The sequence below is a fragment of the Clostridium sp. KNHs216 genome (assembly GCF_006714885.1).
Taxonomy (GTDB): domain Bacteria; phylum Bacillota; class Clostridia; order Oscillospirales; family Acutalibacteraceae; genus Caproiciproducens.
Genome location: NZ_VFMF01000001.1, coordinates 2,896,105 through 2,910,005 on the forward strand (window position 1 = coordinate 2,896,105; position 13,901 = coordinate 2,910,005).

Consider the following 13,901-nt stretch of genomic DNA (forward strand, 5'->3'; position numbering starts at 1 on the left):
ATGCGGAGATAACGGTAGTCATGCTCTTACAGAGAGCCCGCGATGATGAGAATCGGGCAGAAAACAGATTATCAAATGGACCGCAGAGGGCGCAGTCAAAGGCGAAAGCCAAGTATTCTGCGACGTGTTGGCATACGTCAGTTGCCGGGGATATGTTGGTATCCCGCTAAGCGCACGGTTTGTGATACCGTGAATCAGGGTGGCACCGCGAGTTTTAAGCTCGTCCTTGACAGAATTGTCAGGGACGGGCTTTTTTGTCGTCTCTGATCGTAATTTCCGATTTTAAGAAGAAAGGCGTGATCAGAAAATGGCGGTTCCCAGCCTTACACAGGCAAAAACAATCGCAAAAACGGGAGAATACAAAATTCTCCCCGTCAGCTGTGAAATTTACAGCGACGTTATCACCCCGATCGAGGTTCTGCGAAAGCTCAAGAATGTCAGCAGTCACTGCTATCTGCTCGAGTCGGTGGAGAAGAGCCGGAAATGGGGCAGGTATACGTTCCTGGGGTTTGACCCGGTCATGGAGCTTTCCTGCACCGGCGGAAAGCTCGTCATCCGGGCGGGTTCCTCCGTAACGATGGATGTGAAACATCCCAAAGAGATGATCCGGCAGGTGCTTGCGGACAACAAAAGCCCGCGCTTTGAAAATCTTCCGCCCTTCACCGGCGGACTGGTCGGCTACTTTTCTTACGATTACATCAAGTATGCGGAGCCCTCTCTCTGGCTGGACGCAAAGGACGAGGAAGGTTTCAGGGACGTCGACCTCATGCTCTTCGACAAGGTGATTGCCTTTGATAATTTCCGGCAGAAAATTATTTTGATCGTCAATGCCCGGTGTGACGATATCGACCGGGAATACGAGCGGGCCGGGATGGAGCTTAAAAATTTAAGGGAGCTCATCCTTCACGGCGCCTGCCGGAACGAAATCCCGGGCAGGATGACGTCGCCGGTCCGGGAGCTGTTCAGCCGGGAGGAATACTGCGCGATGGTTGAGAAGGCGAAGGACTATATCCGTGAGGGGGAACTTTTTCAGGTCGTACTGTCCAACCGGCTGGACGCGGATTTTGAAGGAAGCCTTCTGAATACCTACCGTGTTTTGCGGACCATCAATCCTTCCCCTTATCTGTTTTATTTCTCGAGCGACGATATCGAGATTGCCGGGGCTTCTCCCGAAACCCTTGTGAAGCTGGAAAACGGTGTGCTGAAAACCTTCCCCCTGGCCGGGACCCGGCCGCGCGGCGCAACGGAGGAGGAAAACAAACGGCTGGAGGAGGAGCTTCTGGCCGACGAGAAGGAATGCGCCGAGCACAATATGCTGGTCGATCTGGGGCGCAACGACATTGGGAAAATCAGCAGCTTTGGCAGCGTGCGGGTGGAAAAATACAAGAGCATTGAACGCTTCTCGCATGTGATGCATATCGGGTCCGCCGTGTCCGGAAAAATCCGGCCCGACCGGGACGCCGTGGACGCGGTGGAGGCCGTGCTTCCGGCAGGGACCCTTTCCGGAGCTCCCAAAATCCGCGCCTGTCAGATCATCCATGAGCTTGAAAACAACAAGCGGGGCATTTACGGCGGAGCCATCGGTTATATCGGTTTTTCCGGGAATCTGGACACCTGCATCGCGATCCGGCTCGCCTTTCAGAAAAACGGCCGGGTGTTTGTCCGTTCGGGCGCGGGGATTGTGGCCGACAGTGTGCCGGAAAACGAGTATCAGGAATGCATCAATAAAGCCAGAGCCGTCGTAAAGGCGCTGGAAGTCGCACAGGGAGGGATGACGGATGATCTTGCTGATCGATAACTACGACAGCTTTACCTATAACCTTTATCAGCTTGTCGGGACGGTCAATCCGGAGATCCGGGTGATCCGAAACGACGAAATGACCGTTGAAGAAGTAAGAAATTTATGTCCTTCCCACATGATTTTGTCGCCGGGACCCGGCTATCCCAAGGACGCGGGTATCTGCACCGCCGCCGCGGCAGAACTGGGAAAAGAAATTCCGCTTCTGGGCGTATGCCTCGGCCATCAGGCCATCTGCGAGGCGTTCGGAGCGGCCGTTTCCCACGCAAAGCGGCTGATGCACGGCAAGGCGTCCGAGGTGACCCTTGACGGCGGCTGTCCGATTTTCAGTGGGCTTCCCGGTCGGATTCAGGCGGCGCGATATCACTCCCTCGCGGCGGTCCGTGACACCCTTCCGGAGTGCCTGCGGATTACGGCCGAAACGGACGACGGAGAGGTGATGGGGGTCATGCACCGGGAATACCCCATATTCGGCGTACAGTTTCATCCCGAATCCATTCTGACGCCGGACGGCGTTCAAATCATCCGAAATTTTCTTCACTTGTGAAAGGAGTCTGACCAATGATTAAGGAAGCAACCGCAAAACTGATTGAAAGAGAAAATCTGACCTATGACGAAGCCGTTGCCGTAATGGATGAAATCATGGCAGGAAATACGTCTCAGGTGCAGACGGCGGCTTTTCTCGCGTCCCTGTCCGCAAAGGGGGAGACCATCGAGGAAATTACCGCCTGTGCCGCCGGGATGCGTGCCCACGCCACGCCCGTCGTTTGTGATTCCGACCTTTTGGAAATCGTCGGGACGGGAGGGGACGGCGCAAACTCCTTCAATATATCGACCACCGCCTCCATCGTTGTCGCCTCCTCGGGGGTGAAGGTGGCCAAACACGGCAACCGCGCGGCCTCCTCCCAAAGCGGCGCAGCAGACTGTCTGGAGGCTTTGGGCGTGAAGATCAGCCTTACTCCGGAAAAATGCGCGGAGCTGCTCGATACGATCGGAATCTGTTTTTTCTTCGCACAGAGCTATCATTCGTCCATGAAATACGTCGGGCCGGTCCGGAAAGAGATGGGCGTGCGCACCATCTTCAATATTCTCGGCCCGCTGACCAATCCGGCCTCGGCCAACCTGCAGCTGCTGGGCGTTTACTCCGAGGCGCTGGTCGAGCCGCTCGCCCGGGTGCTCTCGAATCTCGGGATCAGGCGGGGCATGGTGGTTTACGGGCGGGATAAGCTGGATGAAATCTCCATGTCCTCTCCCACGGATATCTGCGAATTTCAGGACGGCCGGTTCAGAAAATATACGATCACGCCGGAAGATTTCGGCTTCCGATCCTGCGCAAAAGCGGACCTGACGGGGGGAACGCCGGAGGAAAACGCGCGCATTACCCTCGATATTTTAAATGGAGCAAAGGGTGCGAAGCGCGAAGCGGTCCTTTTGAACGCCGGGGCCGCGCTGTACCTTGCCGGAAAGGCGGAAACGCTGCAGGACGGCGCCCGTCTGGCCGCCGAGCTGATCGACAGCAAGAAAGCGAAGGCGAAGCTGGACGAATTCATCCGGGAATCCAACAGGGAGGCGAAGGTGAGTTGATTTTAGAAGAGCTTGCGGCCTATGCGAAACAGCGGGTGCAAAGGGCCAAAGAAACAGTCGGCGCGGAGGAAATCAAGGAACGGGCCCTCCGCCTTCCGAGGGGCGGTTTCCGGTTTGAAAATGCTTTGAAGGGCCCAAGGCTGTCTTTTATCTGCGAGATCAAGAAGGCGTCCCCCTCCAAAGGAGTTCTTTCCCGGGATTTCCCTTATCTTGAAATCGCGCAGGAATACGAAAGGGCGGGCGCGGACTGCGTTTCCTGCCTCACCGAGCCGAAGTGGTTTTTAGGTTCCGATCAGATATTCCGTGAGATTCGCGGCGGAATTTCCCTTCCGATGCTCCGAAAGGACTTTACCGTCGACGAATATCAGCTCTATGAGGCAAGGTGCATGGGAGCCGACGCGGTGCTTCTGATCTGTTCCCTGCTCGATACCCGAACGCTGGCGCGGTACCTTGCCGTCTGTGACGGGATGGGAATATCGGCCTTGGTGGAGACCCACGACGAAGAGGAAGTGAAGTCCGCGGTGTCGGCGGGGGCCCGCCTGATTGGGGTCAACAACCGCAATCTGAAGGATTTTACCGTGGATTTTTCAAACGCGGCGAAGCTGAGAAATCAAATTCCATCCTCCGCCCTGTTTATCGCGGAATCGGGTGTAAGCTCGCCCGGCGATGTGGCGGCCCTCAAAAAAATCGGGGCGGACGCCGTTCTGGTCGGCGAGGCCCTGATGCGGGCGGAGGATAAGAAGGCCCTTCTCTCGGCTTTTCGGGGGGCGGCGGGATGAATAGGACGAAGATCAAGATATGCGGCCTTTTCAGGCCCTGCGACGCCGAATTTGTCAACAGCGCCCAGCCGGATTTCGCGGGATTTGTATTTTATGAAAAAAGCCGCCGGAACGTAACGCCCCAAGAGGCACAGAAGCTGAGAGAGGCGATCCGCCCGGAAATCAGGACCGCCGGGGTGTTTGTGGACGCTTCTCTGGAGCGGATCGCGGCGCTTTACCGTGAAAGGACCATTGAAATTGTCCAGCTCCACGGAGGCGAGGACGACCTCTTTGTCGAAAGGCTCAGGCAAACGCTTCCGCAGGCTGAAATCTGGAAAGCGTTCAAAGTCCGCTCGGAAAAGGACCTTCTGGCCGCTGAACGCAGCTGTGCCGACAGGGTGCTTTTGGACAACGGCTACGGGACCGGAGAATGCTTCGACTGGTCGCTGGTCAAAAGCTTTTCCCGCCCGTTTATCCTGGCGGGGGGGCTGACGCCCCAGAACATCCCCGAGGTGGTATCCCGGTTTCACCCTTACGCGGTCGATCTGAGCTCGGGCGTGGAAAAGGACGGCCTGAAGGACCGGGATAAGATCGCGGCGGCGGTGAAAGCGGTAAAGTCAACGGAAGAATACTGAAAACAGAAGGGCTGAACCCTTCTTTTAAGGAGGAACCTATGTCAAAAGGCAGATTTGGCATTCATGGCGGCCAGTATATACCGGAGACGCTGATGAACGCCGTAATGGAATTGGAAGAAGCCTATCGTCACTATCAATGCGACCCGCAGTTTCAGGAGGAGCTTACCGGTCTTCTGAACGATTACGCCGGAAGACCGTCGCGCCTTTATTTCGCCGAGAAAATGACGAAGGATTTGGGCGGGGCCAGGGTTTATCTGAAGCGGGAGGACCTGAATCACACCGGCGCGCACAAAATCAACAACGTGCTCGGTCAGGTCCTCTTGGCTAAGAAAATGGGCAAGACGCGCGTGATCGCCGAAACCGGGGCCGGTCAGCACGGCGTGGCGACCGCGACGGCGGCGGCGCTGATGGACATGGAATGCGAAATTTTCATGGGAAAGGAGGACACCGAAAGACAGGCGCTGAACGTCTACAAGATGCGGCTTTTGGGGGCGCGGGTCCACCCGGTCACTTCCGGAACGGGCACCCTGAAGGATGCGGTGTCCGAAACCATGCGGGAATGGACGGGCCGGATCGCCGATACCCATTATGTCCTCGGGTCGGTGATGGGGCCGCACCCGTTTCCCACCATCGTGAGGGATTTTCAGGCGGTGATCTCCAGAGAGATCAAGGAGCAGCTCATGGAAAAGGAAGGCCGCCTGCCCGACGCGGTGCTTGCCTGCGTGGGCGGCGGCTCCAACGCAATCGGCGCTTTCTATCACTTTATCGAAGACCCGTCGGTGCGCCTGATCGGATGCGAGGCGGCCGGAAGGGGCGTCGATACCTTTGAAACGGCGGCGACCATGACGACCGGGAAGCCGGGGATTTTTCACGGGATGAAATCCTATTTCTGTCAGGATGAATACGGCCAGATCGCGCCGGTCTATTCCATTTCCGCCGGACTCGACTACCCGGGTGTCGGTCCGGAACACGCCTGGCTTCATGATATCGGGCGGGCGGAGTATGTGGCCGTCACCGATGACGAGGCCGTGGACGCCTTTGAGTACCTTTCCCGTACGGAGGGCATCATCCCCGCCATTGAAAGCGCCCATGCCGTGGCTTACGCCAGAAAGCTGGCGCCCCAAATGGGCCGGGACAAAATTGTCGTGATCAACCTTTCGGGGCGGGGCGACAAGGACTGCGCGGCCATCGCGCGGTACAAAGGGGAGGAGATTTTTGAATGAGCCGTATCAAAAAAGCATTTGAACAGGGGAAGGCCTTCATTGCCTTTCTGACCTGCGGAGACCCCGATCTGGAAGCTACCGAACAGCTTATCAAAGGGATCGCCGATGCCGGCGCCGACCTTATCGAGCTGGGGATACCCTTCTCCGACCCTACGGCGGAAGGCCCTGTGATTCAGGAGGCAAACCTGCGCGCGCTTGCCGCGGGCACAACGACGGACAAAATCTTTGACATGGTGCGCAGGGTCAGGCAGACCATCGGCGTCCCTATGGTTTTTATGACCTATGCCAACGTGGTGTTTTCCTACGGAACCGAGCGCTTTTTGGAAACCGCCGCCGGGATCGGGATGGATGGGGTGATCCTTCCGGACGTGCCCTTTGAGGAAAAAGAGGAATTTGCCCCGGTGTGCCAAAAACACGGCCTTGATTTTATTTCCCTCGTTGCCCCGACCTCGAACGACCGTATCAAAAAGATTGCAAAAGAAGCTTCGGGTTTTGTTTACTGCGTGTCCTCTCTCGGGGTCACGGGCATGAGAAGCGAAATTACCTCGGATGTGGGTTCCATGGTAAAATTGGTCCATGAATCCGGCAGCGTCCCGGCGGCGGTCGGCTTTGGAATCTCAACGCCGGAACAGGCGGCGCAGATGGCAAAAACAGCCGACGGCGTTATCGTCGGCTCCGCCATTGTGAAGCTGATCGGGCAGCACGGCAGGGAAGCCCTCCCCTTTGTCGCGGAGTATGTGCGGGCTATGAAAGAAGCGGTCGGCCGGGTTGAAACGTGTGCACAGGAATAAAACAGACGGATATTTGAGTTCGCTGTCTTTTCAAGTCATGGACAGGTATTGTATAATGAGTCATATGGATAGCGCCATTTAAGAACGGCCTGTCTGCAGTACAAATCAGAACATACAGGGAAGGGTAAAACATCAATGAAAACAGTAACGCTGAAAAACGGTTCGGAGCTTTTCATCAGAGAAGCAGCTGCAGAGGATGCCGAATTAATGGCCCGATTTAAAAGGTGCATCAGCGGAGAATCGGATTTCCTTTCGTACGGAGAAAATGAGATAGAAATTTCAGCAAAGACGGAGGAACACGCCATTTCGTCTGAAAACGCGAAGGATAATTCGGTGATTATCATCGCCTTGTGCAGCGGAGAAATTGCGGGTTTCGTCACTTTCAGCGGCGGTGCCAGAGCCAGAAAACGGCACTCGGGTGAGATGGGAATCGCCGTCAGAAAAGATTATTGGGGCTTGGGAATCGGAAACCTTCTTCTGGAATTCCTGATCGACTGGGCAAAGCAGACGCAAATCGTCAGAAAAATCAATCTGCTGACCCGTGCGGATAATCAAAAGGCGGTCAGTCTGTATGAAAAATACGGCTTTTTAAAGGAAGGAACCATCACCAGAGACCTTTGCGTCGGCGGAGTGTTTTACGATTCCCTGAGCATGGGACTTTTGATCGGCTGATGCCGGGAGCCGAATCGTTGCAGCTGTTGCCGCCTGCTGCGGGGTTCCGGACAGGCGTAATCATTTACAGAAGGAGTGACCGAAATGGGTGAAATCCCGAATTCCATGCTTTTTCAGAGCAAAGCGGATCAATATGTACTGGGGAGACCGGGGTATCCGCAGGAGGTCTTTGACCTGATTGCTTCCGTCGTTCCCCCGTCGGAGAACATACGGATTGCCGATATTGGCTCCGGAACAGGGATTTTTTCCGAGGAGCTCTTAAAAAGGAATTACGAAACCGATTGTGTGGAGGCTTCCGAAGCCATGAGGCGAAAGGCGGAAGCCGGGCTTTGCCGCTACGGCGGTTTTCATTCCGTCGGCGCGCCGGCGGAGGACACCGGCCTGCCGGATAACAGCCTGGACCTGATTACGGTGGCTTCGGCTTTTCACTGGTTCAATACCCCGAAGTTTCTGGCGGAATGTCGGCGGATTCTGAAAAAAGACGGGTGGGTGTTTATCGTTACCAACGCCCGTCCGTATGACGATGAATTCACAAAAGCGCATCACGAAATCTGTAGGCGTTTCTGCCCGTCCTTTACCGGCGTCAATCACGGCGCGGAGTATGTGGAATCCGTATTGCCGGATTTCTTCACGGCCGGATATACGAAGAAAATCATTCCGCATGATTTGGTTTATACGAATGAGCAGTTTTTATCCCGTTGCATTTCTTCCTCCTTCTCCCCGAACCCGGGCGATGCCGGTTATCCTGCGTATTGTGACGAACTGAAAGAACTCACCAGCCGCTTTTCCGCGGATGGGAAAATCCTTGTGCACAACCAAACGGTCGTGTGGTTCGGAAGGATTCGGAGGAGCTGATGATGCGGATCGTCTCCTGCAAGAAACAATAAAGGGCATCTGACTGCAAGGGCCGGGAAGAACAGGCAATGACGGCATCTCATCAATCTCGTAAAAAACACTGGTAAAACGATCGGAATTATATTATAATAAAGTCTATCAAAAATGAAATAGGTTTAAGGTGTCAGAAAGGCGAAAGCCTTGTTCTGATGAAAAGGGAAACAGGTGCAAGTCCTGTACGAACTCGTCACTGTGATAAGGGAGCTGCGGCAAAAAGCCACTGATTGGAAATTGGGAAGGCGGCCGTAAACGATGATCTTTCAGCCAGGAGACCTGCCTTAAACAGAGCACTACAGCCACGAGTAACTGGTCTGGAATGGATAAGGCAGGTCTGACCTTGCCTTTTGATACCTCCATGCCTTTGTGGCAATGGAGGTATTTTTATTGTGGCGAAAGTATTGATGATTCAGGGGACGATGTCGAACGCGGGGAAAAGCCTGCTTACAGCCGGCCTGTGCAGAATCCTGAAGCAGGACGGGTACCGCGTCGCTCCCTTTAAATCCCAGAATATGGCGCTGAATTCCTATATTACGGACGAAGGGCTGGAAATGGGCAGGGCGCAGGTCATGCAGGCGGAAGCGGCGGGAATCAAGCCGTCCGTTCTGATGAACCCCATTCTGTTAAAACCCACCAACGACACCGGCTCCCAGGTGATCGTCAACGGGGAAGTCATCGGCAATATGAGCGCGAAAGAATACTTCGCCTATAAAACGAAGCTGATCCCAAATATCAAAAGGGCGTTTCACGAGCTGGAAAAGCAGGCGGACATCATTCTTGTAGAGGGCGCGGGCAGTCCGGCGGAAATCAACCTGAAAGAAAATGATATCGTCAATATGGGGCTGGCCGAAATGCTGGATGCCCCGGTGCTTCTGGTCGGGGACATCGACCGGGGCGGCGTCTTTGCCCAGCTGCTCGGCACCCTGATGCTTTTGGAAGACCATGAAAAGGCAAGGGTAAAGGGCCTGATCATCAATAAATTCCGGGGCGACCCTTCGATTCTTGACCCGGGAATCCGTATGCTGGAGGAAAAAAGCGGCGTGCCGGTCGCCGGGGTCGTTCCTTATATGGAGATTTCGGTGGAGGATGAGGACAGCCTGACCGGGCGGTTTGATAAGCGTGAAGAAGCACAGATCGACATCGCCGTCATCCGTTTTCCCCGGATTTCCAATTTTACGGATTTTTCTGTCTTTGAGCGGATCGAGGGTGTTTCCGTCCGCTACGTGGATTCCGCCGCTCAGCTGCACCGTCCGGATATGATTCTTCTGCCGGGCAGTAAGAATACGATGGGCGACTTGAAATGGATGCGGCAGAACGGGCTGGAAGCGGCGGTCAAAAAGAGGAAGGGCGAAAGCGTGATCTTTGGCATCTGCGGCGGATATCAGATGCTTGGCCGCACCGTTTCGGACCCTTACGAAGTGGAAGAGGGCGGCGCGGTTCGAGGGATGGAGCTGCTCCCCATGGAAACCGAGCTGGAGACTCAAAAGGTTCGTACCCGTGTGGAGGGCGCCTTTGGACAAGTACCGGGGATTTTCTCCGGGTTGTCCGGCAGGAAAATAAAGGGGTATGAAATCCATATGGGTGTCAGCAGCGCGGAACCGGGCTGTTTGCCGCTGTGTTCCCTGACCAATGTGCTGGACGGCGGGGAAAAGAAGGATGGGATCTCCGGCGAGGATATTTATGGAACCTATGTACACGGAATCTTTGACGAAGGGGAAATCGCGTCCGTTGTCGTGAGGGCGCTCGCCCACAGGAAGGGCCTCTCCATGGAAAGCGGCCTGACCATGGACTACGGGGCCTTTAAGGAATCCCAGTACGACAAGCTTGCAAATACGCTGAGAAAACATCTCGATCTGCACGGGATTTACCGGATTTTAAACGGAGGGACCTATGACAAAAGAAGCATTGGCTGAATTAAAAATCGACAGGCCGGACGAAAGAATCCGGCAGAAAGTAAAGAAAATCTGGGACGGAATTGCAAAGCCGCTGGACGGGCTGGGTCAGTTTGAAGCGATCATTGCGCAGATCGGGGCGATTTCCGGAACCGTACAGGTTGACCTTTCTAAAAAAGCCGTGGTCGTCCTATGCGCGGACAACGGCATCGTAGAGGAGCAGGTGAGCCAGTGCGGTCAGGAGGTGACGGCCGCCGTCGCTTCCAGCATGGTTCTGGGAACCACCTCCGTCTGTAAGATGGCGAAAAGGGTAGGGGCGGACGTGCTCCCGGTGGACATGGGTATCAACTGTGAAGAAGAAATCCCGGGGCTGATTCAGCGCAAGGTCGCCCCCGGAACGAAAAATTTCCTGAAGGAACCGGCGATGTCGGAAGCGGAGGCCGTACAGGCGATCGCGGCGGGAATGGAGCTCGCGGCGGAATGCGGCGAGAAAGGGTACCGGATTCTGGCGACCGGCGAAATGGGAATCGGCAATACTACGACCAGCAGCGCGATGGCCGCGGCACTGCTGCAATGCAGCGGCGAAGAGGTCACGGGAAAGGGCGCCGGCCTGAGCAGGGAAAAGCTGGAACATAAACAGGAAGTGGTCAGGCGGGCGCTGGAAAGATACCGGTTCCAAAAAGACGAAGCGCTGCGGATTCTGGCAACCGTCGGGGGATACGACATCGCGGGGCTCGTCGGCGTTTTTATCGGGGGGGCTCTTTATCATATTCCCGTTGTTGTCGACGGAGTCATCAGCGCGGTGGCGGCGCTGACGGCGGAACGCCTTGTTCCCGGGGTAAGGGAATACATTATCCCGTCCCACATCAGCAGGGAACCCGCGGCAAAAAGGATTTTTGAGGAGCTCGGGGTCCATCCGGTCATAGACGCCGGATTGGCTCTGGGGGAAGGAACGGGCGCGGTGATGATGTTTGCCCTTCTGGACGTCGCGCTTTCCGTATATGAAGACCAGACCACCTTTCATGATATCAGCACGGAGCAATATGTTCGGTATGAATAGTCTTGAGACTGACGGTAAAGTCGCGCAGCCGCAAAATCACGGCGCAATTTGTCTGCAAACTGAGAAATATACGGCGCCGCATGACGGCAGGGAGCGAAAATGATGGTATTGATTACAGGCGGCAGCGGCAGCGGCAAATCCGCGTACGCGGAAAAAACGGCGGTTTCGCTTGCCGGGAAAGGGCCGCTGTATTATCTGGCGACCATGAAGGTTTACGACGGCGAGGGCAGAAAAAAGGTGGACAGGCACCGCGGCCTGCGGGCGGGAAAGGGATTCCTGACCATTGAACAGCCGACCGGTATCTCTCTGGCCCGGATGAACCGGGGAAAAGGAACGGTGCTGCTTGAATGCCTGTCGAATCTTGTGGCCAATGAAATGTTTGCTTCAAAAGAAATCCGGCGGGAGAAAGAGGCTGCGGATCAGCTCTGCGCGGAGCTTTGTTCCCTTGCGGAGCATACGGAGCACCTAGTGATCGTCACCAACAACGTCTTTGAGGACGGCATTCCCTATGAAGAAACAACGCGGGCTTATATGGAAGCGCTCGGCAGGGCCAATGCGTTTATTACCGCCCGGGCGGACGCGGTGACGGAAGTGGTGGTCGGGATTCCGGTCCCAATCAAAGGAGAACTGCCGTAGAGCGTGTATGCAAATCGGAAAAACGACGGATATTTCGCTGAAAAGGAGGGACTTCAAGGAAAAAAGCTCACGAATACTTTCCGTATTCGAAGCATTTTTGACGACGAAGGAACCCTTCTCAGTAGAAATAGACTAAATTTTGGAGTTTGCATACACGCTCTAGGATGGGAGAAAAAAGATGCCTGTTTTAAGATCACTGATGATTTCCTTTTCCATTTATTCCAAGATCCCGGTCCCGCAGCTGGAGTGGGAGGACCGGGATATGAAATATGTCCTCTGCTTTTTTCCGTGGGTCGGGGCCGTGATCGGCGTCCTCACGGTTTTGTGGGGGACGCTCTGCCGCTCTTTGGGGCTGGGTACGGTGCTGTACGCGGCTGTCGGGACGGCGATCCCGATCCTGGTATCCGGCGGGTTTCATGTGGACGGCTTCATGGATACGATGGACGCGTTCCATTCCTATCAAAGCCGGGAAAAGAAACTGGAAATCCTGAAGGATTCCCACATCGGCGCGTTTTCTGTGATACAGCTGGTTATTTATACCCTGCTTTATTTCGGGGCGTATTCCGCAATTGATCAGCCAAAGGCTCTGGCAGTGGCGGGCGCGGGATTTTTTCTCTCCCGTACGCTGAGCGGAATTGGAGTAGTGACCTTTCCGAACGCAAAAAACGAAGGGCTTTTATACCTGTTTTCCAGCAAGGCCCATGAAAAAGCGGTGAAAGTTTCCCTGTACCTTCAGCTGCTGCTCTGTTTGGCGGCAATGCTGTGGCTGTCGCTGTGGACGGGGATTGCCGTTGCGGCGGGAGCGCTGCTGACCTTTTTTTACTGGCGCCGCCGCTGCTTTCGGGAGCTTGGGGGCATTACCGGGGACACCTGCGGCTATTTTGTGACGGTCTGCGAGGGGGTCAACGCGGCGGCCGCGGCGATCTGCTGTATCGCCGGGCTGGTTTAGATTTTACGAATCAACACCGAAAGAGGGAAGGACATGGAGCTTTACATTGGAGGATACGCACAGGGGAAACTGACTTATGTGCTGAAAAAGACGGGCATCCCGCCCGAAAGAGTATACGATCCCGTGGCGTCTGTGCCGGACTGCGCTGAAACGGGGGCCGCGGTTATCAACCATTTTCATATTCTGGTCAAAGCCCTTTTAAAGGAAGGCAAATCCCCCGAGGACCGGGTTCGGGAAATCCTGGCGCACAACCCCGGAGTGATTGTGATCAGCGACGAAGTTGGGAACGGAATCGTCCCCACGGACGCCGGGGAAAGGGAATACCGGGAGCGTCTGGGAAGAATCCTCTGCGGGCTGGCGGAAAAAGCGGACAGGGTGGAGCGGATTGTATGCGGAATCGGACAGAAAATCAAATAATCCTGGCGCTGATCCGCCACGGGGAGACCCCGTCCAACGCGCTGGGCCGGTACCTTGGACAAACCGAAGAGGATTTATCCGATACGGGAAAGGAAAAGCTGCTGCAAAACAGGCAGTCGGGAAAATACCCGCAGGCCGACGTCGTTTTTTCCAGCCCGATGGGACGGTGTCTACAGACCGCGGAGCTTCTTTACGGCTGTACGAATCCGATTGTGGTGGAAGAATGGCGGGAAATGGATTTCGGGCGCTTTGAAGGAAAGAATTACCGGGAGCTGAGCGGAAACGCGGAGTATCAGGCGTGGATAGACAGCAGCGGAAAACTGCCTTTTCCCGGCGGAGAAAGCAGGCAGGACTTTCTTGCAAGGTGCCGCCGGGGATTGGGTCAGGCGGTAGGGGAACTTGGAAAGGCAGAAAGCCTTCCGGCCTCCGCTGCCGCCGTGGTGCATGGCGGAACCGTCATGGCGCTGCTGAGCACCTTTTGCGGCGGGGATTATTTTGATTATCAGTGCAAAAACGGAGAAGGCTGTCTTTGCCGCCTGTCCTTCTCCGGTGCCGACTGTTTTTCACTGGAATGGATAAGGAAATTGTAGAGGAT

Annotated in this window: 15 protein-coding genes and 1 riboswitch; all 15 genes read left to right on the forward strand. The window is 55.4% G+C overall.

Going from position 1 to position 13,901, the window contains the following annotated elements; all coding sequences use genetic code 11:
* Positions 1-307 precede the first annotated feature (307 nt).
* The 15 genes from trpE (at position 308) to LY85_RS14005 (ending at position 13,896) form a co-directional block, all read left to right on the forward strand.
* Positions 308-1,798 (forward strand): anthranilate synthase component I, encoded by a 1,491-nt coding sequence (trpE, locus tag LY85_RS13935; RefSeq protein WP_141827129.1) that lies wholly within the window; start codon positions 308-310, stop codon positions 1,796-1,798.
* Positions 1,779-2,345, forward strand: coding sequence for an aminodeoxychorismate/anthranilate synthase component II (locus LY85_RS13940; RefSeq protein ID WP_141827130.1), 567 nt, complete (start codon positions 1,779-1,781; stop codon positions 2,343-2,345). Before trpE ends, LY85_RS13940 begins: the two co-directional genes overlap by 20 nt.
* Before the next feature lie 14 nt (positions 2,346-2,359).
* On the forward strand, positions 2,360-3,382 hold the full coding sequence (trpD, locus tag LY85_RS13945; RefSeq protein ID WP_141827131.1) for an anthranilate phosphoribosyltransferase: 1,023 nt from the start codon (positions 2,360-2,362) through the stop codon (positions 3,380-3,382).
* Positions 3,379-4,161: an indole-3-glycerol phosphate synthase TrpC gene (trpC, locus tag LY85_RS13950; RefSeq protein ID WP_141827132.1), complete on the forward strand. Its 783-nt coding sequence runs from the start codon at positions 3,379-3,381 to the stop codon at positions 4,159-4,161. Before trpD ends, trpC begins: the two co-directional genes overlap by 4 nt.
* A complete protein-coding gene (locus LY85_RS13955) occupies positions 4,158-4,775 on the forward strand; it encodes a phosphoribosylanthranilate isomerase (RefSeq protein ID WP_141827133.1) in 618 nt (205 codons plus the stop codon). The genes trpC and LY85_RS13955 overlap by 4 nt, the downstream gene beginning before the upstream one ends.
* 38 nt (positions 4,776-4,813) lie before the next feature.
* Positions 4,814-5,998: a tryptophan synthase subunit beta gene (gene trpB / locus LY85_RS13960; RefSeq protein WP_141827134.1), complete on the forward strand. Its 1,185-nt coding sequence runs from the start codon at positions 4,814-4,816 to the stop codon at positions 5,996-5,998.
* Positions 5,995-6,789, forward strand: a complete 795-nt coding sequence (trpA, locus tag LY85_RS13965) for a tryptophan synthase subunit alpha (protein WP_141827135.1) — start codon at positions 5,995-5,997, stop codon at positions 6,787-6,789. Before trpB ends, trpA begins: the two co-directional genes overlap by 4 nt.
* Positions 6,790-6,924: 135 nt before the next feature.
* Positions 6,925-7,461, forward strand: coding sequence for a GNAT family N-acetyltransferase (locus tag LY85_RS13970; RefSeq protein ID WP_141827136.1), 537 nt, complete (start codon positions 6,925-6,927; stop codon positions 7,459-7,461).
* A gap of 84 nt (positions 7,462-7,545) precedes the next feature.
* Positions 7,546-8,316 carry a class I SAM-dependent methyltransferase gene (locus LY85_RS13975; RefSeq protein ID WP_141827137.1) on the forward strand — a complete coding sequence of 257 codons (771 nt, stop codon included), beginning with the start codon at positions 7,546-7,548 and terminating at the stop codon, positions 8,314-8,316.
* A gap of 141 nt (positions 8,317-8,457) precedes the next feature.
* A riboswitch (cobalamin riboswitch) is annotated at positions 8,458-8,651 on the forward strand.
* Between the two features lie 90 nt (positions 8,652-8,741).
* Positions 8,742-10,265: a cobyric acid synthase gene (locus LY85_RS13980; RefSeq protein ID WP_141827138.1), complete on the forward strand. Its 1,524-nt coding sequence runs from the start codon at positions 8,742-8,744 to the stop codon at positions 10,263-10,265.
* Positions 10,243-11,304, forward strand: a complete 1,062-nt coding sequence (gene cobT, locus LY85_RS13985) for a nicotinate-nucleotide--dimethylbenzimidazole phosphoribosyltransferase (RefSeq protein WP_141827139.1) — start codon at positions 10,243-10,245, stop codon at positions 11,302-11,304. Before LY85_RS13980 ends, cobT begins: the two co-directional genes overlap by 23 nt.
* Positions 11,305-11,403: 99 nt before the next feature.
* Positions 11,404-11,940, forward strand: coding sequence for a bifunctional adenosylcobinamide kinase/adenosylcobinamide-phosphate guanylyltransferase (locus LY85_RS13990; RefSeq protein ID WP_141827140.1), 537 nt, complete (start codon positions 11,404-11,406; stop codon positions 11,938-11,940).
* A 178-nt stretch (positions 11,941-12,118) separates the two neighbouring features.
* On the forward strand, positions 12,119-12,889 hold the full coding sequence (locus LY85_RS13995; protein ID WP_141827141.1) for an adenosylcobinamide-GDP ribazoletransferase: 771 nt from the start codon (positions 12,119-12,121) through the stop codon (positions 12,887-12,889).
* Between the two features lie 33 nt (positions 12,890-12,922).
* The gene (locus LY85_RS14000) at positions 12,923-13,306 is read left to right on the forward strand and encodes a bifunctional adenosylcobinamide kinase/adenosylcobinamide-phosphate guanylyltransferase (protein ID WP_141827142.1); all 384 of its coding nucleotides are present in this window, start codon (positions 12,923-12,925) and stop codon (positions 13,304-13,306) included.
* Positions 13,279-13,896: a histidine phosphatase family protein gene (locus LY85_RS14005; protein ID WP_141827143.1), complete on the forward strand. Its 618-nt coding sequence runs from the start codon at positions 13,279-13,281 to the stop codon at positions 13,894-13,896. Before LY85_RS14000 ends, LY85_RS14005 begins: the two co-directional genes overlap by 28 nt.
* Positions 13,897-13,901: the final 5 nt, after the last annotated feature.

What these genes read in the sequence shown, in the direction of transcription:
- trpE (WP_141827129.1), top strand. Translation starts at nt 308, where the DNA reads ATGGCGGTTCCCAGCCTTACACAGGCAAAAACAATCGCAAAAACGGGA.
- LY85_RS13940 (WP_141827130.1), top strand. Translation starts at nt 1,779, where the DNA reads ATGATCTTGCTGATCGATAACTACGACAGCTTTACCTATAACCTTTAT.
- trpD (WP_141827131.1), top strand. Translation starts at nt 2,360, where the DNA reads ATGATTAAGGAAGCAACCGCAAAACTGATTGAAAGAGAAAATCTGACC.
- LY85_RS13955 (WP_141827133.1), top strand. Translation starts at nt 4,158, where the DNA reads ATGAATAGGACGAAGATCAAGATATGCGGCCTTTTCAGGCCCTGCGAC.
- trpB (WP_141827134.1), top strand. Translation starts at nt 4,814, where the DNA reads ATGTCAAAAGGCAGATTTGGCATTCATGGCGGCCAGTATATACCGGAG.
- trpA (WP_141827135.1), top strand. Translation starts at nt 5,995, where the DNA reads ATGAGCCGTATCAAAAAAGCATTTGAACAGGGGAAGGCCTTCATTGCC.
- LY85_RS13970 (WP_141827136.1), top strand. Translation starts at nt 6,925, where the DNA reads ATGAAAACAGTAACGCTGAAAAACGGTTCGGAGCTTTTCATCAGAGAA.
- LY85_RS13975 (WP_141827137.1), top strand. Translation starts at nt 7,546, where the DNA reads ATGGGTGAAATCCCGAATTCCATGCTTTTTCAGAGCAAAGCGGATCAA.
- cobT (WP_141827139.1), top strand. Translation starts at nt 10,243, where the DNA reads ATGACAAAAGAAGCATTGGCTGAATTAAAAATCGACAGGCCGGACGAA.
- LY85_RS13990 (WP_141827140.1), top strand. Translation starts at nt 11,404, where the DNA reads ATGATGGTATTGATTACAGGCGGCAGCGGCAGCGGCAAATCCGCGTAC.
- LY85_RS13995 (WP_141827141.1), top strand. Translation starts at nt 12,119, where the DNA reads ATGCCTGTTTTAAGATCACTGATGATTTCCTTTTCCATTTATTCCAAG.
- LY85_RS14000 (WP_141827142.1), top strand. Translation starts at nt 12,923, where the DNA reads ATGGAGCTTTACATTGGAGGATACGCACAGGGGAAACTGACTTATGTG.
- LY85_RS14005 (WP_141827143.1), top strand. Translation starts at nt 13,279, where the DNA reads ATGCGGAATCGGACAGAAAATCAAATAATCCTGGCGCTGATCCGCCAC.